Annotated in this window: 20 protein-coding genes; 9 read left to right on the plus strand and 11 right to left on the minus strand. The window is 71.8% G+C overall.

Features of this window, described 5'->3' with window-relative positions; all coding sequences use genetic code 11:
• Nucleotides 1-4 precede the first annotated feature (4 nt).
• A complete protein-coding gene (locus tag ACZ67M_RS34590) occupies nucleotides 5-1,303 on the plus strand; it encodes a cation:proton antiporter (protein WP_392016404.1) in 1,299 nt (432 codons plus the stop codon).
• Between the two features lie 18 nt (nucleotides 1,304-1,321).
• On the opposite strand, the gene ACZ67M_RS34595 is transcribed toward ACZ67M_RS34590, so the two are convergent.
• The 3 genes from ACZ67M_RS34595 to ACZ67M_RS34605 are packed head-to-tail and all read right to left on the minus strand — an operon-like array spanning nucleotide 1,322 to nucleotide 2,764.
• Entirely contained in the window at nucleotides 1,322-1,699 is a 378-nt protein-coding gene (locus ACZ67M_RS34595; protein ID WP_361363294.1) for a fic family toxin-antitoxin system, toxin component, read from the minus strand.
• A complete protein-coding gene (locus ACZ67M_RS34600) occupies nucleotides 1,699-1,938 on the minus strand; it encodes a hypothetical protein (protein ID WP_064732126.1) in 240 nt (79 codons plus the stop codon). The genes ACZ67M_RS34595 and ACZ67M_RS34600 overlap by 1 nt, the downstream gene beginning before the upstream one ends.
• A gap of 46 nt (nucleotides 1,939-1,984) precedes the next feature.
• Nucleotides 1,985-2,764 (minus strand): SDR family NAD(P)-dependent oxidoreductase, encoded by a 780-nt coding sequence (locus tag ACZ67M_RS34605; protein ID WP_392103308.1) that lies wholly within the window; start codon nucleotides 2,762-2,764, stop codon nucleotides 1,985-1,987.
• Between the two features lie 458 nt (nucleotides 2,765-3,222).
• Between ACZ67M_RS34605 and ACZ67M_RS34610 the strand changes: the two genes are divergently transcribed.
• From ACZ67M_RS34610 to ACZ67M_RS34620, 3 genes are all read left to right on the plus strand, one after another.
• On the plus strand, nucleotides 3,223-3,855 hold the full coding sequence (locus ACZ67M_RS34610) for a peptide deformylase (RefSeq protein ID WP_469853971.1): 633 nt from the start codon (nucleotides 3,223-3,225) through the stop codon (nucleotides 3,853-3,855).
• A 180-nt stretch (nucleotides 3,856-4,035) separates the two neighbouring features.
• Nucleotides 4,036-4,464, plus strand: a complete 429-nt coding sequence (locus tag ACZ67M_RS34615) for an Ohr family peroxiredoxin (RefSeq protein WP_361362246.1) — start codon at nucleotides 4,036-4,038, stop codon at nucleotides 4,462-4,464.
• Nucleotides 4,465-4,566: 102 nt separating this feature from the next.
• A complete protein-coding gene (locus tag ACZ67M_RS34620; RefSeq protein ID WP_469853972.1) occupies nucleotides 4,567-4,776 on the plus strand; it encodes a hypothetical protein in 210 nt (69 codons plus the stop codon).
• A 58-nt stretch (nucleotides 4,777-4,834) separates the two neighbouring features.
• On the opposite strand, the gene ACZ67M_RS34625 is transcribed toward ACZ67M_RS34620, so the two are convergent.
• Nucleotides 4,835-5,746 (minus strand): SGNH/GDSL hydrolase family protein, encoded by a 912-nt coding sequence (locus tag ACZ67M_RS34625; protein WP_469853973.1) that lies wholly within the window; start codon nucleotides 5,744-5,746, stop codon nucleotides 4,835-4,837.
• 255 nt (nucleotides 5,747-6,001) lie between these two features.
• On the opposite strand from ACZ67M_RS34625, the gene ACZ67M_RS34630 reads away from it, so the two are divergent.
• Both ACZ67M_RS34630 and ACZ67M_RS34635 read left to right on the plus strand, forming a co-directional pair.
• Entirely contained in the window at nucleotides 6,002-7,450 is a 1,449-nt protein-coding gene (locus ACZ67M_RS34630) for a dihydrolipoyl dehydrogenase family protein (RefSeq protein WP_469853974.1), read from the plus strand.
• Nucleotides 7,447-8,055: a GPP34 family phosphoprotein gene (locus ACZ67M_RS34635; protein WP_469853975.1), complete on the plus strand. Its 609-nt coding sequence runs from the start codon at nucleotides 7,447-7,449 to the stop codon at nucleotides 8,053-8,055. The genes ACZ67M_RS34630 and ACZ67M_RS34635 overlap by 4 nt, the downstream gene beginning before the upstream one ends.
• A gap of 105 nt (nucleotides 8,056-8,160) precedes the next feature.
• On the opposite strand, the gene ACZ67M_RS34640 is transcribed toward ACZ67M_RS34635, so the two are convergent.
• The 4 genes from ACZ67M_RS34640 to ACZ67M_RS34655 all read right to left on the minus strand — a co-directional run bounded on the left by ACZ67M_RS34640 (nucleotide 8,161) and on the right by ACZ67M_RS34655 (nucleotide 14,860).
• Nucleotides 8,161-8,715: a hypothetical protein gene (locus ACZ67M_RS34640; RefSeq protein WP_469853976.1), complete on the minus strand. Its 555-nt coding sequence runs from the start codon at nucleotides 8,713-8,715 to the stop codon at nucleotides 8,161-8,163.
• 259 nt (nucleotides 8,716-8,974) lie between these two features.
• On the minus strand, nucleotides 8,975-9,745 hold the full coding sequence (locus tag ACZ67M_RS34645) for an MBL fold metallo-hydrolase (RefSeq protein WP_469853977.1): 771 nt from the start codon (nucleotides 9,743-9,745) through the stop codon (nucleotides 8,975-8,977).
• A 150-nt stretch (nucleotides 9,746-9,895) separates the two neighbouring features.
• Nucleotides 9,896-10,498, minus strand: coding sequence for a YbaB/EbfC family nucleoid-associated protein (locus ACZ67M_RS34650; RefSeq protein WP_469853978.1), 603 nt, complete (start codon nucleotides 10,496-10,498; stop codon nucleotides 9,896-9,898).
• 267 nt (nucleotides 10,499-10,765) lie between these two features.
• A complete protein-coding gene (locus tag ACZ67M_RS34655; protein WP_469853979.1) occupies nucleotides 10,766-14,860 on the minus strand; it encodes a discoidin domain-containing protein in 4,095 nt (1,364 codons plus the stop codon).
• Between the two features lie 546 nt (nucleotides 14,861-15,406).
• Here ACZ67M_RS34655 and ACZ67M_RS34660 point away from each other — a divergent pair.
• On the plus strand, nucleotides 15,407-15,904 hold the full coding sequence (locus ACZ67M_RS34660) for a sigma-70 family RNA polymerase sigma factor (protein ID WP_469853980.1): 498 nt from the start codon (nucleotides 15,407-15,409) through the stop codon (nucleotides 15,902-15,904).
• Nucleotides 15,905-16,041: 137 nt separating this feature from the next.
• Nucleotides 16,042-17,007, plus strand: coding sequence for an SDR family NAD(P)-dependent oxidoreductase (locus ACZ67M_RS34665; protein WP_469853981.1), 966 nt, complete (start codon nucleotides 16,042-16,044; stop codon nucleotides 17,005-17,007).
• A 36-nt stretch (nucleotides 17,008-17,043) separates the two neighbouring features.
• Here the strand turns inward: ACZ67M_RS34665 and ACZ67M_RS34670 are convergent, their stop codons facing one another.
• Nucleotides 17,044-19,161 carry an AfsR/SARP family transcriptional regulator gene (locus ACZ67M_RS34670; RefSeq protein WP_469853982.1) on the minus strand — a complete coding sequence of 706 codons (2,118 nt, stop codon included), beginning with the start codon at nucleotides 19,159-19,161 and terminating at the stop codon, nucleotides 17,044-17,046.
• 353 nt (nucleotides 19,162-19,514) lie between these two features.
• On the opposite strand from ACZ67M_RS34670, the gene ACZ67M_RS34675 reads away from it, so the two are divergent.
• Nucleotides 19,515-20,189: a hypothetical protein gene (locus tag ACZ67M_RS34675; protein ID WP_469853983.1), complete on the plus strand. Its 675-nt coding sequence runs from the start codon at nucleotides 19,515-19,517 to the stop codon at nucleotides 20,187-20,189.
• A 246-nt stretch (nucleotides 20,190-20,435) separates the two neighbouring features.
• Here the strand turns inward: ACZ67M_RS34675 and ACZ67M_RS34680 are convergent, their stop codons facing one another.
• Together ACZ67M_RS34680 and ACZ67M_RS34685 are read right to left on the minus strand one after the other, a co-directional pair.
• Entirely contained in the window at nucleotides 20,436-20,999 is a 564-nt protein-coding gene (locus tag ACZ67M_RS34680; RefSeq protein ID WP_469853984.1) for a CGNR zinc finger domain-containing protein, read from the minus strand.
• Nucleotides 21,000-21,145: 146 nt separating this feature from the next.
• The gene (locus ACZ67M_RS34685; protein ID WP_469853985.1) at nucleotides 21,146-22,807 is read right to left on the minus strand and encodes an ABC-F family ATP-binding cassette domain-containing protein; all 1,662 of its coding nucleotides are present in this window, start codon (nucleotides 22,805-22,807) and stop codon (nucleotides 21,146-21,148) included.
• Nucleotides 22,808-22,866: the final 59 nt, after the last annotated feature.

Genomic DNA, 22,866 nt, shown 5'->3' on the forward strand with positions numbered 1-22,866 from the left:
CCCCATGCCCCCGCTCCAGTACCTGATGCTCGACCTGGTGGTCATCCTGGCCGCCGCCCACCTGTGCGGAACGGCGGCCAAGCGCCTGGGACAGCCCCGGGTGATCGGAGAGATCGCCGCCGGCCTCCTGCTCGGTCCGACCGCCCTCGGCCACCTGGCCGGCGACGCGGTGTTCCCCGCGGAGTCGATCCCCGCACTGAAGATCCTCGCCGCCGTCGGCCTGACCCTGTTCATGTTCATCGTCGGCATGGAGCTGGACCACCGCGTCATGCGCGGCCGCGCCCGGGTCGTCACCGGCCTCGCCCTCGGCTCCACCCTGCTGCCCCTGGCACTGGGCTGCGCCCTGGCACTGCGCATCGCCCCCGGCTACGCAGACGGTGCCACCCTGCCGTTCGTGCTCTTCGTCGGAGTGGCCGTCTCGGCCACCGCGTTCCCGGTGCTCGCCCGCATCCTCGCCGACCGCGGGATGCAGCGAACCCTGATCGGAGGCATCGCCCTCTCCGCCGCCGCGGTGATCGACATCATCGCCTACACCCTGCTCAGCCTGGCCGTCGCCCTCAACTCCGCGGCCGGCAACGAGGCCTGGCGGCTGCTGCTCGTCCCGGTGTACGTCGCGGTGCTCTTCACCGCGGTACGACCGCTGCTGCGCCGGGCGATCACCGCCGCCGAACCCCTGCCCTGGCTGTTCGTCGGACTCTTCGCCTCCGCTCTCGCCGCGGAGTGGCTCCAGATCCACTACATCTTCGGAGCCTTCGCGTTCGGCGTCGCCATGCCCCGCGACGAGGCCTTCCTGCACCGGCTCAGACAACGGCTGGAGCCCGCCGTCATCCTCCTGCTGCCGGTGTTCTTCGCGGTCACCGGCCTCACGGTCGACCTGACCGATCTGCGTCTGGGGGAGTTCGGCCTGCTCGGCGTCATCCTCGCGATCTCCGTACTCGGCAAGGTCGTCGGCGGATACGGCTCGGCACGCCTGTTCGGCATCCCCCACCGCGACTCCGCCACGCTCGGCGCCCTGGTCAACACGCGCGGACTGACCGAACTGGTCATCCTGTCCGTCGGCCTCGAACAGGGCCTGATCGACGTGGAGCTCTACGCGATGCTCGTCGTGATGGCCCTGGTCACCACGGCGATGACCGGCCCCCTCCTCAGCGCGTTCAACCCCACCGGGAAATCACCGAACCGCCCGCCCACGCCCGGTCCCCGGCGCGAAGCCGCCCGAACGGCCGTCGCGGAACACCGCGTCGAACACGTCCCGGCACCCCGCCAGGCAGCCCCGGCCCCGGAGCCCTCCGGCCCGGAGTGACGGCACCGAGGGCGCGGCTCAGGTCGCCTGTGGCCAGGCACGCAGCAGGGCGGCGACCCGCTTGGCCGTGCAGTTGGGATCACGCAGCAGCTCGCGCAGGGCGACGGCGTCCTCGCGACTGGGCTTGACGGGGACACCGGAGGCTTCCAGGTACATCACACCGGTCGCGGCGGCGACGGCCATGTTGGACCGCTCCAGCCAGCGACAGCGACCGAGAACGTGCACGAGGGCCGCAGCACGCGCGTAGGGCCCGTCGTAGACAGGTGTCTCCAGCAGTTCGGCCCGGTGGCAGGCCACCGCCGCCACCGGAACCCCGTAGTCCTCGGGTGCGGGATCTCCCGCGCCGGCGAGCTCGGCGACCTGGAGAATCCAGGGAACATCGATGAACAGGTCCATTACGCGGCGTGCGCCCCCGGCACGTGCCGCTCGCCGTCCTCGAGGTCGTCGAAGACGGACTGGTGCTCGTCCAGAAAGCGCCGGGCGGCGTCCAGCCCCCGCTGCCTCAGCCCTTCGGTGTCCTCCCGAACGAGTCCGGCGATGTAGTCCCCGAGACTCAGCCCACGATCAGCGGCCCGTGCCTCGGCCAGCCTCTTGATCTCACTGTCGACGCGCGCACCCAGCTGTGTCTTCGCCATACAGTCATGGTAACACCTGTTACCAAGCAGTGCCCGGCTTGTCTGCCTACTCCGGGAACGGGCCGCGGACGGAGACCCCTCCGTCCAGGACGATCTGCTGACCGGTGATATACCGTGCCTCGTCCGAGGCCAGGTAGACGGCCGCGGCGGCCATCTCCTCCGACGAGCCGTAGCGGCCTGCCGGAATCTCCGGTACCCAGTCGTGGCCAGGGCCGGCGTTGTTGACTCCTGTGCTGATCGCCCCGCCTGCGACGAGGTTCATGCGGATGCCGTCGGCCGCGTACTCGGCCGCCACGGTGCGCGCCAGGCTGTAGAGGCCGGCCTTCGCCGCACCGTATCCGGCCTGCTTCGGCGCCGCCATGAAACCGGTGACCGAGCCGATGCTGACGATGTTCCCGCCCGTTCCCTGCTTCAAGAACAGGCGAAGTACGCTTCGTACGGCGCGAGCCACGTAGCGCAGGTTCAGGTCGTAGACGGTGTCCCAGTCCTCGTCTTCCATCTCATGGAGCTTGACCGCGGGTACGAACGCCACCTGCCCGCCGACCACCGTGACCAGGGTGTCCAGACCGCCGAGTCGTTCAGCCGCGCCTGAGATCATGCCGTCGAGCTGTTCAAGAGAGCGGACATCGCCGCTTATCGCGTGAGCGGGGCAGCCGGCCGACCGCAACTCGTCCGCCGCCTCCGTCGCCCGTGTGGCGTCCACGTCAGCCACTACGACGCTCGCGCCGGCGGCGGCATAGGCGCGAACAACGGCTCGACCGATTCCCGTCCCGCCACCACCGATCACCAGAGCTCTCTTGCCGTCGAGTCTGCTCGTCCCGGTCATGAACCCTCCATCGTCGTCGAGTTGACCAAGGCTACGGCGCGGGCATGATCGTCGGCGGCCCCAATTTCCGGCCGGGGTCGGCGGCCTGCCCGCCGGAGATCCTCTCTCAGAGGACGGCTCCTCAGGCGTAGTACATGTACGTGACGTCAATGAGGGGCGTTCCGTGGGACGCCATGACTGACGTCCGGGCAATGGCACAGGTCGCCCGGGCGAGGCCCTTGTGCTTCTCGGGGCCGGGTCGAATTCCGTCCGCCGGCGCCCTCTCCGCGTCCACGGAGGCGCGTCCGGCGTCGTCGTCTTTCCTGCGGCACTCCGTATACGTTCATGAGCATACGTGCTCGATGCGAACATGTCGAGATACGTGTTCCCGATACCGCTGCTCAGGTATCTTCGGCATGTGTCTATGCCACCTTACCGATGGCGAGAAACATGGCAGCACGACGACGAAAGGCCCGGACATGGCAAGCAGCCGACTCGCCGACCAGGTGGCTGAACTCATCGACAAGCCGGGGCCGCTGGGCGTGGTGCAGGCCGGTGACCCCGTGCTCCGGCAGCAGACAGCTTCGTACGACGGGCAGTTCAGCGAGGACCTGCTCGGTCGGCTGATCGTCCGGATGCGCGAGACGATGGAGGGCATCGACGGAGCGGTCGGACTCGCGGCGCCCCAGATCGGGCTTTCGGTCGGGCTCGCGGTGCTGGCCACTCCCAAGGCGTTCGCCGACGCGCTGATCAGGCGCGGACAGCAGCCCGTCCCGTTCACCGTACTGATCAACCCGTCGTACCGGGCCGTGGGCCGACGGCGGGTGGGCGGATACGAGGGCTGCCTGAGCGTGCCCGGCTGGCAGGCCGTGGTGGCGCGTCCAGACCGGATCAGGCTGCACCGTCAGGACGAGACCGGGCGGCGCCTGGTGGAGGAGTACACGGGGATCGGGGCGCGGATCGTGCAGCACGAGACCGACCACCTGGGGGGAACGCTCTACCTCGACGGCGCCGAACTGCGTTCCTTCTCGACCACTGAGCAGGTGGTGCAGCGGTGGGGTGCCACCGGGCTCGGGGCGGCCGCCGAACAGCTCGGCTTCGCACTGCCGTAGGGGTGCCAGGTGTGTCCGGGTCCGGTCCTGAATCCATCACACCCAGAACATCACCGCCTTGACGGGTGACGAACAGGGGTGCCATGATTACGTCACCACCTCAACCGGTGACGGCGCGAAAGTGCCGGTCGGGAGGTGTCGTCAAACCTTTCGTGAACCGGAATCAGGGAGCACCCAGCCATGGCAGTCACCTACACCGCCGTTGTCGACGTCGACGGAGAAGGCCGCAACGGCGGTCGCGTCACCTCCTCCGACGGTCTGCTGGCAACCAGCCTCGCGATCCCCAAGGAGCTGGGCGGCGCGGGCGACGCGACCAACCCCGAGCAGCTCCTCGCGGCCGGGTGGGCGGCCTGTTTCCTCGGCGCTCTGCGCCGCGCCGCGGCCGAGCGCAAGGTCCGGCTGACCAGCACCAACATCACGGCGGAGATCACTCTCACGCACGGTGACGACGGGGAGTTCTCCCTCTCCGCGGTCCTCAACCCCGTGCTCGGCGGTGTCGACCAGGCCACCGCTCAGCAGCTCGCCGAGGCCGCGCACCAGATCTGCCCGTACTCCAAGGCCACCCGCGGCAACGTGCCCGTCAGCATCAATGCTGCCGCCGCCGCCTGATCCCCCTGAACGCGGGTCCCGCATCTCTCCACGCCCCCCGGATGCGGGACCCGCATCCTCCTCCGGTCGGCCCACGCCGCCCACGGAGAGCAAGGACAGCGCATGATCCTCAGGAGACGTTCACGTCGCGCCGGCGACGACTCGACCTCCGGCCGTGCAGCCGCCGGCGTAGCAGAGCGGTCCGCCCGGAAAGCCCCGCAGACCACCGAGGACGCCGAGGGCCCGGCCCGGCCCACCGACGTCCAGGTGTGGAACTGGGCGGAGAGCGCGGTGCTCGGGGGATACGGCCCGTCCGCGTCGAGCTTTCTCTGACGGATGGGCCGCATCGGACCGGGCGGCCCGGAAGAACCGCGGGCACCCCGCTGAAGCGTCAGCGGCGGCCGTGTCGTCCGAGGGCCGCCTCGACCGCACCCGCCATCGCGCTCTCACCCGTGGCGTTGGGGTGCACCGGCGCCGCCGGTGTCTCCGGCGCGAAGGTCTCGATCCAACGCTCGCCGGTCGGCGCGCACAGGTCGTGGCCGACGGTCGGCGCGTACGTGTTCACGTACTGCGCTCCACCGTGCCGCGCCTGACGGGCCAGCATCGCGTTCAGCTCCTTCTCCTTGTCGTGGAGCCAGGCGAAGTCGCCCATGGCCAGCGGCACGGTCTTGCTGGTGCAGCCGACGCCGTCGTCCGGGAAGAGGTCGGGGTAGCCGACCACCATGACCCGGGCGTGCGGTGCACGGCGGTGTATGCCCCGCAGCACATCGGCGACCTTCGGACCGGTGTCCGCGATGGCCTGCGTGATCCGGTCGTCGCCGGAGCCCGCGAAGTGGGTCCTGCACGGGCTGCCGGTCGGATCGGCCGAGGTGAGCTGGGCGCAGGTGCCCAGCACGGTGGAGAAGCCGATGTCGTTGCCGCCGACGGTGACGGTGACAAGGTCGGTACCCCGGTTCAGGGCGTCGAGCTGGGCCGGCACACCGCCGGTCTGCGAGGCCGTCATATCGGCGGTGGTGGCCCCGGAACAGGTGACGTCCGTCAGCGATGCGGACCGCGAACGCGCCACGAGCGAGGCGTAGTTGCGGTCGGAGCGCAGACAGGTCGGGTCCACCTGGGTGGGAACGAGCGGCGCGGAGGCGTACGAGTCGCCGAGGGCGACGTAGTCCACCGCGTGCCGGCTCGCCGAGGCCGTGCCCGCCGCCGCCGCAGGTCCGGCCGGGGCGAGGGCCGCTCCGGTGGAGAGCAGTGCGGCACCCACCGTGAGCGCGCGTCCGGCGCGGGAGGTGGGGAGGAGTCTTCTCAAGATCTGTCCTTCCGTGATCGAGGTCATGGCTCCCTCCGCATCGAACGTGAACGTCGATGTACGGAAGGCACCACCCTTCACACGTATTCAAGGCCGGACATGTACCGACGGACGCGCTAACGAATCGATCACAGGACCACCATCCGAAATGAGGCACGGTCGGCCCCCTCCACCGCGCCGGGACCGCCCGTCCCTGCGGGGCCCTTCGCCCCCGCGGGCCCGTCCCACCCCCACCCCACCTACAGGAGGCCACGTATGGCGACCGAGGACATACGTACGTACGACGTCATCGTGATCGGCGCGGGACCGGTCGGGGAGAACGTCGCCGACCGCACCGCCGCAGCGGGCCTGACCACTGTCGTCGTGGAGAACGAACTGGTCGGGGGCGAATGCTCGTACTGGGCGTGCGAGCCCAGCAAGGCCCTGCTGCGTCCCGTCCTGCTGCGCGCCGACGCCGCGCACGTCCCCGGCATCGACCCCGCCGTCCGCAACCCGCTGGACACCGAAGCCGTCCTCGCCCACCGCGACCGCATGTCCGCCGACTGGAAGGACGACGGCCAGGTCGAGTGGCTGAAGTCCGCCGGCATCGAACTCCTGCGCGGCCATGGGCGCCTGGCGGGGGAGCGGGAGGTGTCCGTCGAGACACCGGACGGCGAGACCGTACTGCTGCGCGCCCGGCACGCCGTCGCCGTGTGCACCGGCAGCAGCGCCGTGCTGCCTCCGCTGCCCGGCGTCGACGAGGTGAGGCCCTGGACCAGCCGGGAGGCGACCGCTGCCCGTACGGCGCCGCGCCGCCTCGCGATCGTCGGGGCGGGAGTGGTCGGCGTTGAGATGGCCACCGCCTGGCAAGGACTGGGCAGCCGCGTGACCCTGCTCGCCCGGGAAGACGGGCTGCTGCCCCGCATGGAGCCGTTCGCGGGCGAACTGGTCACCGAACGACTGCGGGAGGCGGGAGCGGACGTCCGCTTCGGCGTCTCGGTCACCTCCGTGCGCCGGGAGCGGGGAGACCGGGCCGAAGAGGTACGGATCACCCTGTCCGACGGAGGTGAGGTCGTCGCCGACGAACTCCTCTTCGCCACCGGCCGCGCTCCGCGCTCCGCGGACATAGGAGTCGAGGCCGTGGGACTCGAGCCGGGCGAGTGGCTCGCCACCGACGACAGCCTGACCGTCACCGCCGTCCCCGGGAACTGGCTGTACGCCGTCGGTGACGTCAACCGGCGGGCGCTCTTCACCCACCAGGGGAAGTACCAGGCCCGGATCGCCGGTGCCGTGATCGTCGCGCGGTCGCGCGGGGAGCGGCCGTCGACCGGGCGCTGGGCATCGCACAGCGCCACGGCCGACGGCGAGGCCGTCCCGGGCGTCGTCTTCACCGACCCCGAGATCGCCACAGTGGGGCTGACGGCCGCCGAGGCCGAACGCGATGGCCGCGATGTCGAGGTCGTCGACTACGAGCTGGGTCACCTGGCCGGCTCCCTGCAGTACCGCCCCGACTACCGGGGGAGGGCCCGCATCCTCGTCGACCGGGAGCGTGAGGTCGTCGTCGGCGCCACGTTCGCCGGGCCGGGCGTCGGCGAACTGCTGTACTCGGCCACCGTGGCGATCACCGCGGAGGTTCCCGTGGAGCGCCTATGGCACGCCGTACCAGCCTTCCCCACGATCAGCGAGGTGTGGCTGCGCCTGCTGGAGACCAGGAGGGACGTATGAGCACCGCGCGCGAACTCACGCTCATCACCCTGGCGTTGCCGCTCGACCGGGCCGTGGAACACGGCGATCTCTCCCTCGCGCTCGCGGGTGCCGAAGCGGCCGATCTGCTCGCGGACGGGCGGCTGTCCCTCGCCGGCGACCGCATGGTGCCGGGCGAGGGGGCGGCTTCGGACGAACCGCTGCTGGAGGAGGCGTTCGCCGCGATCGTCCGGCAGCAGCCCCGCGAAACGGTCGAGCAATGGCTGTGGCGCCGCGGCGCGGGACTCGCCGAGGCCTACGTGACGGACCTGCGCCGAGCCGGTCTCCTCCTCCGCCCGCACCGTCATGGACTGCGGCCGCGGTCCGCGGCCGTCGAGCCGGCCGACTCGCCCGAGTACCGGCGCGCGCGGGAACGCCAGGCCTCTGGTGATCCGATACTCGCCGGTCTGATGGTCCTCCTCACGGCCGGCGAGGCCGCCCCGGAGACCGCCGGCGAGTCCCCGGACCCGGACGACGCGATGAGCACGGTACTGGCCGCCGTCGGGGACGCGGTGACGGACCTCGAGGCCACACGGCTGCGCCGGGACGTCGAGGAAGCCGCGTTCGACAACATCTGGCGGGGCTGACCACCAGCCCCTGACGAGCGGCGGCCCGCCCAGCGGCGGGCCGCGTCGCACCGTGGCACATACCGCGGCCGGCCCACCTCGCCGTGGGCGGGACGAGCCGGCGTATCAGGCGCCCGCCTCCGACGGACTGAGGGTGTACATCACGGAACGCTGCTGCTTGTGGCGCTGGATCTGCCCCTTGGCCACCAGGGACTCCAACGTGTTCCGCACCACTTGCGGCGTCGGGTTGCGGTCCGGGTGCTTCTCCAGAAGCTCGTCGCGAAGTTCCTTCGCCAGGCACGGCCCGTCGTGTTTGCCGAGCAGTTCCAGCAGCAGGTCACCGAGCAGGGGTCGGCGCGGCTTCCCCTTCGCGCCACCCTTCGCCCGGTTTCCGGCGGCAGAGGTCCCTGCCGCACCCGTCCGCCGTGTGGCTGCCGCACCCGTCCGCTTCGCCCTCGCAACGACGGGCTCGTCCTGCAACTGCTCGGGCAGCCGGGACGGGTCCGCAAACCCTTCATAGCGCTGGGCGAGGCCCATGATGTCCGTCAGCAGGGCTTCCTCCTGCTGCAACATGGTCATCTGGTCCGTCAGTTCTCGCTGGCGGCGGCGGTTCTCCTCCAGGTCCGACGCGGCTTGGTCCACCAAGCGCGATCGGAGGGGGGCGGTTGACTGGCTGGTCACAACCGTTTCACTCCCTCGATATGGATGTTGCTGCGCATAGTACCCACGGGTCGGGCCCTGTGCAGATAAGTGTCTACGCCTGACGGTACGCCGGGCATGTTCACCATTCACGATAAGCGCAGATGCGACGGTGTATGCGGGGAGTGACGGTATTTGTCGCCGTTCAGGTCTGCGCGGGCACCCCGCACGCGGGTTCCCTTCACACAGAATGCCCGGCAAGTGTGCCGCCGAACCATGGGCGACGGCCGAACTGCGAGTATCAGGTGCGGTTGAGAGCGTGCTCCCGGGCGGTTCGGGCGGCCTTTTCGGCCGGGCCGTGGTGCACCGGTCCGTGTCCGGGGAGCAGCACGTCGGCGTCCAGGCACTCGATCACCGACAGGGAGGCGAGGGCCCCGGCGCGGTCGCCGTGGAACATGCCGGGCAGCAGCTGCGGTCCGTCGATCCGCGACGTGGGGTGCCCGGTCACCAGGGCGTCTCCCGTGACCAGGATCCCCTGGTCGGGCAGCAGGTAGGCGCAGTGGCCGCGCGTGTGTCCGGGGGTGTGGACGGGGACGGGGCGGCCGGGCAGGTCGAGCGCGCCCGGGGAGGGGAAGGCCCCCGGGCGAGAGACCGGAACGTGTGCGGTTCCGCCGTTGCGCAGCGCGTGCACGGCCCACGGGACGACACCGGGCCGCCAGGCTTGCGTCAGGATCTGCCCCACGGACACCTGGTCGAGGAAGTCGCGGCGGGCGTGCGGCACCTCCTCCTGGTGCATCAGGACCGGGACGCCGTACTCGGAACGCAGGTGCTCGGCCGCGCCGATGTGATCGTTGTGCGCGTGCGTGACCACGACGGCCGCCACCGACCGCGGCTCCATCCCCACCACCTCAAGCGAGGCCAGGACCGCGTCGCGGTCGCCGGGATAGCCGGTGTCGACGAGGGTGCAGACGTCGCCCTCTTTGACGATCACCCAGTTGGTGTTGCTGCCGGTCACCGAGTAGACGTCGTTGCCGACGCGGACGACGGCGTCCTCACCCAGAACGTTGGGCATGGTCGTGCGGCTCCTCCCGTGGCGTCCGGGACCGGGCGGGCACGACCCCGCCGACGGACTCCCGGAACACATTCCCATACTGCCACGTGTGCGAGAAACGTGAATACGTGTGGACGTGGGATTCTGTGTGAAGGCGATCGCCCGGCCCCGCTACGTGGTCTCGCACCCGCACGCTGGGGACGACCGGTGCTCGACCGCCGCGCGGCACACCGCCGCCCGCAGGGCCATGACCGCTTCCCGCAGTTCGAACGGCGGCGGGTGGCCGGCGGCGGACCGCGCACGGGGACGGCTCGGGCCCCACAGCGGCTCCTGCGGCCGCGGCCCCGCCGACTCCGTGAGTTCCGCCCGGGCCTCCCGCACGAGACCGCGCCGGCACGAGGCCGGGGCGTCGCGGGGCGGTCCGGGGGACACCGGCGCTCTCGGCGCGGGTGCCTCCGCGGCCTCCGGCACCCGGCGGGAGACGGTCGTCACCACTGAGGTGGTGCGAGCGGCGATCTCCGAGCGCGCCGTCGCCAGGGCCACCATGACGCTCTCGCCCAGTTGTCCGGCCGTCATCTCACGGAACCCCCGGCCGACGAACCGTATCCCCGCCATGCGTCCCTCGGCATTCACCGTGACCTCCACGACGCCGTCCCCGGACCGTGCGGTCACCGACAGGGCCCGGATCTGCTCACGGGCCCGGCTCAGCACCCCGTGCCGTTCGGCGAAGTCGTCGAGGGCCGCCTCCAGACGTCTTCCTCCTGGCCCGTCCATCGTCCTCCTGTGCCCGGCCGCCCGGGGCGGCGTGCCTTCGGGGCGGCCCGGGCGGACATGTACGTCGGCGGACACACGTCCTGGCACCGGCTCCCCCGTGCTCCTCACGACGAGGCCTCTGCGGCGTCCGTCGTGCACAAGGGACACGAGAGGCCCGCACGGTTGGTTCACACACCGGCGGGCACGTACACGCGGTGCGAGCGAACACGGGAGCCCGCGCCCACCCCGAGGTGGACGCGGGCTCAGCACCCGGTCGGCGCGTGTCGCTCAGCCGCGCACCGTCACTGGGGGAGTGTTGTATCCCTCCACCCGCAGACTCGTCCGGCCCGACGGCAGGGCGGAGGCGGGCCAGGACAGGGCCACCGTGCGGCTCTCACCGGGCAGCAGCCACAGGTAGTTGTCGTCGTAGAGCGTCGGCAGGACCCTGGCGCCGTCCTGGTCCAGCAGGGAGAGCCGGACCATCGCGGCGACCGCCGTCCCGCGGTTGCGGACCGTGGCCGTCGCCCGGCGTCGCTCGCCCTCGCGCGACACGCGGGACAGCGAGGCCGACAGCCTGGCCCGGACCCGGTCCAGGGCACGCAGCGACTCGGGGGCGCGGGAACGCCAGTAGGTGTTGCGGGACAGCACCTCGCCCCGGGCTCCGGTGAGGGTCAGCCGCAGCAGATGCAGGTCCGGCAGGTCGTCCCCGAACGGCACGGTGAAGGCCTCGGCCGAGGCCGCCGGGACGACGTCGAGCCGGGCCTGCCGGGCCGACGCGATCCGGCGCCCCGACAGGTCGTACGTCTCGGCGCTGACCCGTGCGTCCTCCAGCGTCTGGCGGGTGTGGTTGACCGCGATGACCTGCCAGTTCACCGGATCGGCCTGCACGTGCAGCGGCTCGCAGGCGGTGCGGCAGCCGAAGTATGCGCCATTGACGTCGAAGTCGTAGTCGTACGTCTGCCAGACCGTGCTGTGCCACGCCGGATGGGACATCCACAGCATCAGACCGCTGGCGTTGTCCCAGAGATGAGCGTTCCACGCCTCGAACATGGCACGGAAGTTCTCGTAGTTGACGAACTGCGCCTTGCGTGAGAAGTCGTCCAGGTCACGGGCCGTGCCGAGCCGCTTTTCGACGGCGGCCCGGTAGTTCTGCGGCGCCTGGTTGCCGCGCTCGCTCCAGTCGTGGTGGTACCAGGCTCCGCCGATCGGCCACTCGGGCCCGTCCTCGCCCACCATGGCGCGCAGGCTGTCGGCGGTGGAGACGACCGGCATGCCGATCTCGGTGTGGAAGCCGAAGTCCTTGGTCCCGTACGTCGACGGGTCGAAGTACCGCTCCGGCTCGACGTAACCGTAGGGGCCGCCGCCGTTGACGATCCCCCCGGCGGAGTTGTTCTGGTAGAGGATGCCGGGCGCCTGGTCCTCCACCGCCCCGCGCATGCCCTGGTCGATCGCGGCCGGCGGGTTTCCCTCGTTGGCGCCGCACCACACCGCCACGCTCGGGTGGAGGCGGTAGCGCAGCACGGTGTCGCGGGCGGCGGACACGAACGCCCCGTGGTCCGGCGGGTCCATGCTCCAGGCGTTGGGGAAGTCGTTCCACACCAGGATGCCGTGCCGGTCGCAGGCGGCGTAGAACTCCTCCCGGTTGCTGCTGGCGACCCAGTTGCGGATCATCGTGAAGTTCATCGCGCGGTGCATCCGCACAGCCGCGTCCATCCGCTCGGCGGGCATCCGGCGCAGCAGCTCGTCCCAGCCCCAGTTGCCGCCCCGCACCAGCACCCGCACGCCGTTCACGCTGATCTTCAGCGGGTCCGGGGCGTTCGAGACGGTCGTGACGTCACTCCAGCTCTCGCCGTCGTCGGAGGTCTGGACGGTGTACGTCTTCGGGTACGCCTGCTCCCACACGACCGCGACCCGGTCGAAGCGCCGCGGGGCGCCGAGATCGACCTGGATCCACTGGTGGTCCTCGTAGGCGGAGGACCAGCGGGTGCCCGGGTTGCCGTCGGTGGCGTGCCCGGCGGCGTGGTCCTCCTCCGCGCTGGAGGCGGTGGCCTTCCGGCGCAGGGCGAGGTCGGTGCCCGGCGTGGCGCTGTCCACGACCGCGAGGGACCACAGCGAGTTGCCCCAGCTGGTGTTCCGTATCCCGCAGGACAGCCGTACGTAACGGGCGGTGCGCGCCTCGAAGTCGGTCATCCGCAGGCTGGCGTCGGCCGTGTTGAAGGGCAGCGGGACGGCCGTGTTGTCCACGGAGGCGGCGTCGCTCCACTGCTCGCCGTCCTCGGAGACCTGGACGCCGAAGGTCAGCGCGTACGCCTGCTCCCAGGTCAGGTCGACCCGGTCGAAGGACTGCGCCGAGCCGAGGTCGACGCGGATCCAGTGGTCGTCGGCGAAGGCGGAGGACCACCGGGTGCCCGCCTCGCCGTCGGTGGCGTTGGCCGGGCCGTGGCCGTCCTCGTCCTGGCTGGAGGCGGTGGCTGGGGCGTGCAGCGCGAGGTCGGTGCCGGGCCGGGCGGAGTCGAACACGGACAGCGTCCACAGCGAGCTGCCCCAGTCCGTGGCCCGGGTCAGGCAGCGCACCCGCACGTACCGGGCGCGCCGGGAGCCGAGGGGGACGGTCTGCGTGTAGGCGTCGGAGGACGGCGTGAACTTCAGCGGGGTGTCGTAGGCGTAGCCGAACTGCCGGATGCCGAACCGGGTGGTGCGCCGGTCGCTCTCGGCGCCGCCGCCGCGGACGGTCAGGGTGAGGTCGTGCAGGGTGGGATCGCCCAGGCCGTTGGGCCACCACAGGTCGGGGTTCCGCACCCGCAGCGCGGCGAACGCGCCGGGGGTGAAGACGACGTCGACCGACTTGCCGGCCGGGACGGTGACCGTGCGTGAGACGCGGACGTCGCCGAAGGAGGCGAGGACGGTGGCCTCGTGATCGCGGGCGTCGGCGTTGCGGACCGGGACGGTCACGGTCAGCTCGGCCACCGACAGGTCCGGCAGCGCGGGCAGCACGGTATCCACGCGCGGGTCGCCGAGGACGAGATGGCCGGTCGATCTCAGCCGTACGTGGTTCCAGATGCCGGCCGCCCGGTCGCGGACGGCCGGCATCCAGTCCCAGCCCGAGGAGGCGAGGTAGGTGGGGGAGTTGCGGTTCATGGTGTTGGCGCCGGCGTCCACCCACGCCTCGCCCGCGGGGCCCTTGTCGCCCGGGCTGCCGGGCACGGGCTGGGGGGCGATGCGCACCGCGAGGGCATTGTCCCCCTCGGCCGCCAGGAAGTCGCTCACGTCGTGGGCGGACCGGGCGAAGGGGGAGACCACCTCGCCGACCGTGTGGCCGTTGAGCCAGATCTCCGCCTTGTGGTTGACGCCGTCGAACTCCAGCCAGACGTGCCGCCCGGCGCCGGTCCGCAGGCCCTTGGGCAGAGCGAAGGCCCGGCGGTACCACCAGGAGTGCCGGGACAGCGCCTCGGGGACACGCAGGTTGTTCAGGCCGGCGACGGGGTCGGGCAGCTTGCCCTGGTCGACCAGGGAGGCCAGGACGGTGCCCGGGACGATCGCGGGCAGCCAGCGGCTGATGTCCACGCCGGATTTCGACAGGGCGGGGCCCTCGCCGTCCGCCCAGTCGTCCAGAGTGAGTGCCCAGCCGGACTCCAGCGGCACAGTGCCGTCGTCGGCGACGCTCAGGCGGGGAGCGACGCCGTGGTGGGTGCCCCAGTCGGTCCAGCCGGTGGCCTCCGGGCGCCGGTGCGGGGCGGTGCCGTACACCTCGAAGCCGTTGAGGCCGAGGGGCAGGGGGCTGGAGCGGCGGCGGGACGTCATCCGCACCCAGCGAGCCGTGACGGGCTTCGGCAGAGGGATGTCGACGGTGCCGCCGGTGCCCGCAGTGGTGCGGTAGACACCGCTCCAGGTGTCGCGGTCGCGGGAGGTCTCGACCGTGAACTCCGTGGCGTAACTGGAGAGGATCTCCTCACCAGTGGTGCCCGACCGCGGGTTGCCGCTGCCCGGCGGGGTGAACACCGGGTCGCTCGCGTCGGCCTCGAAGGTCAGCCGTACCCGGTCGACCCGGCAGTGCGCCTCCAGGTCGACCTCGATCCACTGGGGGTCGCCCGCCTCGGCCCGCCATCCGGTGCCGCGCACGCCCCGTTCGGGCAGCGCGTCCGTCACGAAGTCCGCGGGCGTGGGCGCGTATTCCTGCGAGGAGGCCCGCACGGGCCGGTGGCCCGCCAGTTCGGCCGGTCCCGGGCCGGCCGAACTGGCACCGGGCGGGGTGGCGGTGCGTACGGCGGCGCCGGCGGACGCGGGGAGCACCGCCCCGAGGCCGAACCCGGCCAACAGGGCCGAGCCGCGGGTGACGACGGCACGCCGGGACGGGCGCGGGGGTGGGCTCGGCTGATCGGCCATGGGCGGGCGTCCAATCACAGGCGGTGGAGTCGGAGAGGTAGAACGCGCGCTGCCGAACCGGACGTTCGTTGCTCTGACAACGTTGCCATAGGTTGTTGTGACGAACGCTCGCCTGTCAAGGTCCGGGGCAGAATCACTCCAGGTGCCGATGGCCGCACGAGATACGCGACAGCGAACGCGCCCCCGCATGCGAAAAACACACGTGTGAGACGCAACGGCTCACACCTCGAATGCGGTCAAGGCGGCCCGACGGCCCGTGACATAGAACTCATGCGTCGCGCATGTTTGAATACCGTAAAGAATGGGAAAATCGCGGTGGAGCGGTAAATCACCTGGTCAGAAGGGTTCTTCCGCATCCTGTCCGGCAGCGTCGATTCACATGTGTCCGCTGGCCGGGCAAGTAGCACACCAGCGGCACAAAGACGGCAGTTTTCTGGCACTCGCCAACACCTACAGTGCGAGCGCGGGGGTTACATCCGGCCCCCGGTCGCCGCATGACTGAGAACCAGGATGGTTCAGAACACTATGGCTACGCCCCTCACGGCTATGTCCCCATCCGAACTGCTCGGCACGATCATGAGGGAACACCGGGACGGCCTTGTCTCGTACGCCGAGAAGATGCTGGGTGACCACGGGCTCGCCGAGGACATCGTGCAGGAGACCTGCATCCGGGCCTGGCGGAACATCGACCGCCTGATCGGCATGGAGGGCTCCGTCCGAGGCTGGCTCTTCACCGTCACCCGGCACCTGGTCATCGACTGGGTACGCAAACCCCATGCCCGACGGGAGTTCATCGGGGTCACCTACAACGACCCCGTCTCGGGCACCGACGGCACCGAGGCGGTGCACGACGCACTGGTGGCCAAACCGCTGCTGCGGCGTCTCTCGCCCGAACACCGCGCGGTCCTGGTCCACATCTATCTGTGCGACCGCAGCATCAAGGAGACCGCCGGCATCCTCGGAGTACCGGCGGGCACCGTCAAGAGCCGCCAGCACAACGCCCTGCGCAAACTGCGTACGGTCACCCGGCCCGAGGCCGCTTGAGGGGTGCCGGGGCGACGGCTCGGCGCACGGCACCGACTGCCACACGTGTGCCGATCCGGCACGTGCCAGCCGGTGGGCAGGGTGGTCGATTTGTGTGGTTATGGCCATAAAGTGACTTACGTGTCTACCCTGTAGGCATGACTCGTCAACTTCCCCTCCACACCGGCTTCGGCGCCTCCACCACGGCGGCCGAGGTACTCGAAGGTATCGATCTCTCGGGCAGGCTCGCCGTGGTCACCGGCGGCTACTCCGGCATCGGGCTGGAGACCACGCGGGCCCTGACCAAGGCGGGCGCGCACGTCGTGGTGCCCGCGCGGCGTCCGGGCCGGGCCGAGCAGGCGCTGGCCGGTTTCGGCGACGTGGAGATCGACTCGCTCGATCTGGCGGACCTGGACAGTGTCCGGGACTTCGCGGACCGGATGGTGGCCTCCGGCCGCGACATCCACATCGTGATCGACGGCGCTGCCGTGATGGCGCCGCCCGAGGCGCGGGTCGGCCCCGGCTGGGAGCCGCAGTTCGCCACCAACCACCTCGGCCACTTCGCCCTGGTGAACCGGCTGTGGCCGGCGATCGAGCGGGGTGGCGGACGGGTGATCTCGGTGTCCTCCATCGGCCACCACAACGGCGGCATGAACTGGGACGACGTGCAGTTCACCCGGGGCTACGACCGCTGGCTCGCCTACGGGCAGGCCAAGACCGCCAACGCGCTGTTCGCCGTGCACCTCGACAAGCTCGCCGTCGACCGCGGCGTACGGGCCTTCTCCCTCCACCCCGGGGCGGTGAACAGCCCCCTGCTTCGCCACCTGTCCCGGCAGGAGCGCATCGCCAACGGCCTGGTCGACGAGAACGGCAACGAACTCGACCCCGCCGGTTTCAAGACCCCGGAGCAGGGCGCCGCCACCCAGCTCTGGGGCGCTGTCTCCCCGCAGCTCGACGGCGAGGGCGGGGTGTACCTGGAGGACTGCGACATCGCGCCGCCCGCCCCCGAGGACGGAGGCCGTTACGGCGTCAAGCCCTGGGCCAGTGACCCCGAGCAGGCGGCCCGGCTGTGGGCGCTCTCCGCGGAGTTGACGGGTATCGACGCCTTCGCGGGCCGACGGTAGGCCCGGCCGCAGCACCGGGACGGGCGGACGGTCGCCTCAGCGCGGCGTCACGCACATCTCCAGGGTCGAGATGAGCTGTCGCCGCAACGCCTCGCCCGTCGGGCAGTTACCGAGCGAACGGGCCAGCTCAGGCAGCAGGTACCGCTCCGCGACGATCCACTCGGCGGCGTCCGCGTGCCCGTCGAACCGCTGGGGCGTGACGCCGGGCCGGACCGACGGCAGACGCACGGCACCGCCATGCGGCGCCAGCAGGGCGGTGGCGGCCTCGGCGCTGTGCAGATAGTGCTCGAGCATCCGGGCGAGCGCCTCGGACCGCGCGTTCGCTCCGTCCAGCAGCTCGCTCAGTTCCGTCGCGTAGGCGCGCAGCAGGTCGTGACAGGTGTACCGCCCGGCGACCAGCTCGACGAGCAGGTGGTGGTCCATCAGCTCGGCCACGTCCTGCCGGGTCCGTCGGAGGTCGGCCCCGGCCAGGCTGGCGGCGGCCGGCACGGTGATGTCGCGCGAGGGATGCAGCCCGAGCAGCCGGAACAGCCGGGCGGCGCTGTCGCCCAGAGCGGCGTAGGAGCGGTGGAAGGCGTCGCGCGGGTCGGTGCGGGCGTCGTGGCCGGACAGCGCGTCGAGACCGTCGACGGGGTCCTGGAGAGTCGCCGCGAGCGAGTCCAGGGTGAGTGACGGCCGGGTCAGAGCCCGGGCGGCGGCGACGGCCAGGGCCAGCGGCAGCCCGCCGCACAGTTCCACGATCTCCTCGGCCGCGGCGGCCTCGGCACGCGTGCGGTCGGCTCCCAGGCGTCGGTCGAGCAGTTCGAGTCCTTCCTCCCGGGTCATGGGGTCGAGGGTGACGATCCGGGCGTTGTCGGTGACAGCCAGGCCCTCCAGCCGTCGCCGGCTGGTGACGATCGCGAGGCAGCCCGGTGCCGCGGGCAGCAGCGGCCGTACCTGCTCGCAGTCGGCCGCGTCGTCGAGGACCAGCAGCACCCGGCGCCCGGCCAGCGCGCTGCGGTACGAGGAGCCGAGGTCCGCGCCGCCCAGCCGGTGGGCGCCGTTATCCACGGCGAGCGCGTCCAGCACCACGGCGACGGCAGCGCTGGGTTCGAGCGGCGGCCGGGACGGGTGGTGGCCCCGCAGGTCCACGTAGATGCGGCCGTCGGGGAAGTGGTCGGCCACCATGTGGCCCCAGTGCACGGCCAGGGTGGTCTTGCCGACACCCGCCATGCCGCAGATGGCCGCGGTCGTGGTGAGCGGGCGGCTCTCGCCCGACAGAGGCAGCAGCTCCAGGCACTCGCTCAGGCCCCGCAGCCGGCCGGCGAAGGACGTGCAGTCCGCGGGCAGTTGTGAGGGCCCGCCGGCCACGGTGGGCTGCCGGGCGGGCCGGTGAGGCACCCCCGAGGCCCTGCGCTGGAGCAGATGCTGCTGGGCGGCGCGCAACTCGGGTCCGGGCTCGACCCCGAGTTCGTCGGCCAGCCCCCGGCGGATCGCCTCGAACTGCTCCAGTGCCTCGCCCTTGCGGCCGGTGGCGGCGAGGGCGGCGATGACGCGGCAGTGCAGGGCCTCGTCGAAGGGGTGGCACTCTACCGCGCGCCGCAACGCGGCCAGCACCTCCTCGGTCAGCCCGGGCTCCGCCGTGATGACCGCGTCGGCCGCCTCCTTCAGCGTCGCGACGTACTCGTGTCCGACCGAGGTGAAGACCGGATGCCGAGCGACTTGAGTGCCGGCGGCGACCACGGGCCCCCGCCACAGCCGCAGCGCCGCCATGAAGTCCTGCGCGGCCCGCGCGGGTGCGCTGCCCTTGAGGGCGAGCTGCGCCCGTGCCCGCAGGTCGCGGAAGCACAGCAGATCGGAGGTGGTGCTGTCGGTCAGGAGCCGGTACCCGTCCGCCGCGCGCACCAGGTGCACCGCCTGCGACCGACTGCGCAGCTCCGGTTCCAGCGTCCTGCGCAGCGCGCCGATGTGCCGGTGCACCACGTTGGCGGCACTGGGCGGCGGTTCGTCGTCCCACAGGATGTCCACCGCCTCGCTCAGGGCGAGTGGACCGGGGGCGCGCAGGAGCAGCAGGGCGAGCAGGGACATCCGTTTTGGCGGCCCCAGATCCAGCTCCGTGTCACCGCGCAGCGCGCGCACGGTGCCGAGGAGCGAATAGCGTACCGTAGCGTCCATCTCGTGGTCGGTCTCACCACTTCTCACGTCGTGACCCGTCGGTTGCTCCGTCGGCCGGGATCCATTAGCACATGTATGCCGATGCTGGTCTGGTCCGTTCCGGCACGAGGGCGATGCATGTTTGCACAGAGCGATTGTCGGACATGCAGCGGCTGTGCGGTAATCGGCCGGTGGGAGCGTGACGCGGTCTGCCCAAAGTGTGCACATGACGGGTATCGTCGAGGTGTCGACTGAGCCGCCCCCGAGCCCGGGCAGGCTCAAGGGGTGTCTCTTCGGTGCGCGACACGTGTGTCGAGATGCCTGTCGGCACCGCCACGGAGAGTCCCGCTGGTGGGAGGAGGAGTCCCTTGTACATGCTGGTCCCGGACGACCCCGTGTTCTTCGCGAAGTTCCAGAGCCTCGAAGAACCGTTGCTCCGCCGCCTCTACCAACTCCACCGTGCCGGTCTCGACAGCGACGACGGACGGATCATCTCGGACGCCTACGACAGTTGGGTCCAAGTCCTGTTGAAGCTGCCGCTGTGGTCCGACTGGCACGCGGGCGCGGGGCCCGCCGGCCCGGCGCTCGATGACGGGGCCGGACACGTTCTGCTCGGCGCGGGCGGCGACCGGTTGACCAGTCTGTACCCGATCCAGGTGACCGCGGCCGATCTGGGGCACCTGACGGCCTGCCTCGACCTGTTCTCCGGGCACGACCGGGCGCACCTCGCGCTGCCCGGCCGGCCGCGGGCCGAGTCGCTGGCCGGCGGGTGGAGCGAGGCGTGGGCCGGGCCGCAGCCCGGTCCCCCGGAGCGGGAGGGACCGCTCACCGACGTCTTCCGCCGGGTCCTGGAGGTGCTACTGCTGCCTCCACCGCGGCGGTTGCTGGCTGCCCTGACAGAACACTCCCTGCTCAGGGACACGACCGCGCCCCTCACCCTGCGGCACGAGCAGGAGAGGGAGTACCGGCGCTACTGCGAGGACATCGTGACCATTCTCAGCGCGGGCGACAACTTCGCCTACCGCAGCCACCGGGCCCTGTACTTCTGAGCGGCGGCCACGGTCCTGGGCGGACTCCTGGCCCGACACCGTGAACCTTTCGTCCCCGGCGACACGTTCACCAGGAGGAGGCCTCGCTGTTTTCACGCGGGCGGCGGGGCCGGGACGGCTCCCGGAGTCCAGCCACACCCCCCGTGGCCGGAGCCCTTCCCCCGCCGGCGGTCCGAGTCCCAGTTCATGGACCGCCGGCGGTTCTCCGTCACGTTCTCGCGCGCTGTGGTCCCCGCGGGGCCGTCGTCAGCTCGCGGTGCCCGCCGCCACGGTCTTCTTGCGGGCCCGGTAGGCGGCGGCCTTGTACTTGTTGCCGCAGGACTCCATGCCGCACCACTGGCGCCGCATGCCCCGGGACCGGTCGATGTATACCCGCGTGCACTCGGGGTTGCCGCACTCCTTCAGCAGGGGCACGTCCGGGCCGCTGAGCAACTCGACGGCCTGCCGGGCGACGGTGGCCAGGGCCTGGGCGGGCGTCGCCTCGGTGTGCCTCCCCGCCGGGGTGAGCTGGGGCGTCACGGGAAGCTCGCGCGCGGCGGCGTTGAGCACGGCGAGGGCCTCGCGGTCGAACTCCTCGCCGAGGCGGCGGTCGGTGATCAGACGGTAGGCGGCCTCGCGTACGGTGACCGCTGCCCGGACGTCGCCCTCGTCGCCGGGAGTGATCGTGTCCACGAGCCCGGACTCCAGGTACCAGGCGTTGAGCCGGTCCGGAGTCACGAACATCTCGAAGCGCGTCGAGCGCCGGGCCCGCAGGGTGGCCGCGAAGTCGAGCGCCGGGTGTCCGCAGACGAAGACATGGTTAAGATTCACGTCACCATCCTGACAGGTGACCGTGTGGGGATGCAAGGACTCGTCACCGTTCGGCCCGGTGCCCCTGGCCGGAGGGCCCGCCCGGTCCCCCGCGCACTGCCGCCGCTGACGCGTCGACGCACGGTGTCCCGGGCGGGGTGCGGGGGTCAGGGCCGGGCTGGTGCCGCCTCCCGCTCCCGGTCGTGGCCCGGGGCCAGCCGGATCTCGCGGCCGGACCACCGGCGGCGCAGCCAGCGGTCGTGGCTGGCGACCACGATCGCGCCCGGTCCGGTGGCCAGCGCGTCCTCCAGTTCGTCGCACAGCCGGGGGGAGAGGTGGTTGGTCGGCTCGTCGAGCAACAGCAGCTGCGGCGGGCGGGCGACCAGCAGTGCCAGCGCCAGACGGCGGCGCTGACCCACCGAGAGCCGCCCGACCAACCGGTCCAGGTCCGCCTCGCGCAGCAGGCCCAGTGAGAGCAGCGGCACCTTCTCGGCCCGGGCCGCGCCCAGCGCCGCCTCGTAGGTGTCGCGGACCGTGCGCCCGGGCTGCTCGAAGACGGTGTCCTGGGTGAGCAGCCCCACCGACAGCCGGCGACGCCGGCGCACCTCGCCCCCGGTGACCGGCAGCCGCCCCGCGAGCACGGCCAGCAGCGTCGACTTGCCCGCCCCGTTGCCGCCCGTGACCAGCAGCCGGTCGGTGGCGGCCACCTCCAGCCCGTCCAGCGCGAGCCGCCCCGGCACTCGTACGCCGCTCAGAGCGATCAGCGGCTGCGGGCCCTCCTCCGCCCGGGCCGCCAGGTCGCCGGCTGCGAACCGCAGAGGGCGCGGCGGTTCGGCGACCTGGACGCGCTCCAGTTCCTCCAGCCGCCGGGTGGCGTCGCGCACCCGGCGGGAGATCGAGTTCTGGACGCGGCCCGCCCGGTGGCCGTAGCCCATCTTCTCGTTGTCGGTGCGGCCCCGGTCGGGGGCCACCCGGTGCGCGGTCACCCCCGCCGACGTGCGCAGTTCCTCCAGCTGCTGCTGTTCCTCGGCGTACCGCCGTTCCCAGCGCTCCCGCTCCGCGTGCTTCTCGGACAGGTAGGCGCTGTAATTGCCGCCGTAGCGGACGGGGCCGTCCACGGCCGGGTCGAGGTCGATCAGGTCGGTGCAGACGGCGTCGAGGAACGCCCGGTCGTGGCTGGCGAGGACGACGGTCCCGGGCAGCGAGCGGACCTGTTCCTCCAGGAAAGCGGCGGCACCGTCGTCGAGGTGGTTGGTCGGCTCGTCCAGGAGCAGCGCCGAGGGCCGCCGGACGAGCAGCGCGGCCAGGGCGAGCCGGCCGCGCTGCCCGCCGGAGAGTGAGCCGAGCGTGCGGGCGTGGTCCACGGCGCCGAGGCCCAGACCGTCCAGGACCAGGGCGGCGCGGCGGTCGGCGTCCCAGGACTCGCGGTCCTGGGCCTGTTCCAGACGCCTGCCGTAGGCGTCGAGGACGTCCTGGTGGCCGGGGTCGCCCTCGGGGACCCGGGCGAGTTCCTCGCCGAGCCGGTCCAGTTCGGCGAGGTCCTCCCGGGCCTCGCGCAGCGCCTCGTCCAGGACGGCCGCGATGCTCGTGCCGGCCTCGAAGGCCATCTCCTGGTGGAGGAAGCCGAGGTCGGCGGGGCGGGTGACGCCGCCCGCGTCGGGTTCGTCCTCGCCGGCGAGAACCCGCAGCAGGGTGGACTTGCCGACGCCGTTCTCCCCGATCAGGCCGACGCGGTGACCGGGGGAGGCGGTCAGGCTGACGCCGTCGAGGACGCGGCGCCCGCCCAGGTTGCGGACGAGGTCGTGGGCGAGAAGTGCGGGCTGGGGCACGGTCGGTCCGTCCTTCGTGATCGGTGGTCGGCCCGCCGGGCGCAGCGCCTCGGACGCGG

Source organism: Streptomyces sp. NPDC107500, from assembly GCF_055582785.1.

What these genes read in the sequence shown, in the direction of transcription:
- ACZ67M_RS34590 (WP_392016404.1), top strand. Translation starts at nt 5, where the DNA reads ATGCCCCCGCTCCAGTACCTGATGCTCGACCTGGTGGTCATCCTGGCC.
- ACZ67M_RS34595 (WP_361363294.1), bottom strand. Translation starts at nt 1,699, where the DNA reads ATGGACCTGTTCATCGATGTTCCCTGGATTCTCCAGGTCGCCGAGCTC.
- ACZ67M_RS34600 (WP_064732126.1), bottom strand. Translation starts at nt 1,938, where the DNA reads ATGGCGAAGACACAGCTGGGTGCGCGCGTCGACAGTGAGATCAAGAGG.
- ACZ67M_RS34605 (WP_392103308.1), bottom strand. Translation starts at nt 2,764, where the DNA reads ATGACCGGGACGAGCAGACTCGACGGCAAGAGAGCTCTGGTGATCGGT.
- ACZ67M_RS34610 (WP_469853971.1), top strand. Translation starts at nt 3,223, where the DNA reads ATGGCAAGCAGCCGACTCGCCGACCAGGTGGCTGAACTCATCGACAAG.
- ACZ67M_RS34615 (WP_361362246.1), top strand. Translation starts at nt 4,036, where the DNA reads ATGGCAGTCACCTACACCGCCGTTGTCGACGTCGACGGAGAAGGCCGC.
- ACZ67M_RS34620 (WP_469853972.1), top strand. Translation starts at nt 4,567, where the DNA reads ATGATCCTCAGGAGACGTTCACGTCGCGCCGGCGACGACTCGACCTCC.
- ACZ67M_RS34630 (WP_469853974.1), top strand. Translation starts at nt 6,002, where the DNA reads ATGGCGACCGAGGACATACGTACGTACGACGTCATCGTGATCGGCGCG.
- ACZ67M_RS34635 (WP_469853975.1), top strand. Translation starts at nt 7,447, where the DNA reads ATGAGCACCGCGCGCGAACTCACGCTCATCACCCTGGCGTTGCCGCTC.
- ACZ67M_RS34645 (WP_469853977.1), bottom strand. Translation starts at nt 9,745, where the DNA reads ATGCCCAACGTTCTGGGTGAGGACGCCGTCGTCCGCGTCGGCAACGAC.
- ACZ67M_RS34650 (WP_469853978.1), bottom strand. Translation starts at nt 10,498, where the DNA reads ATGGACGGGCCAGGAGGAAGACGTCTGGAGGCGGCCCTCGACGACTTC.
- ACZ67M_RS34655 (WP_469853979.1), bottom strand. Translation starts at nt 14,860, where the DNA reads ATGGCCGATCAGCCGAGCCCACCCCCGCGCCCGTCCCGGCGTGCCGTC.
- ACZ67M_RS34660 (WP_469853980.1), top strand. Translation starts at nt 15,407, where the DNA reads ATGTCCCCATCCGAACTGCTCGGCACGATCATGAGGGAACACCGGGAC.
- ACZ67M_RS34665 (WP_469853981.1), top strand. Translation starts at nt 16,042, where the DNA reads ATGACTCGTCAACTTCCCCTCCACACCGGCTTCGGCGCCTCCACCACG.
- ACZ67M_RS34670 (WP_469853982.1), bottom strand. Translation starts at nt 19,161, where the DNA reads ATGGACGCTACGGTACGCTATTCGCTCCTCGGCACCGTGCGCGCGCTG.
- ACZ67M_RS34675 (WP_469853983.1), top strand. Translation starts at nt 19,515, where the DNA reads ATGCTGGTCCCGGACGACCCCGTGTTCTTCGCGAAGTTCCAGAGCCTC.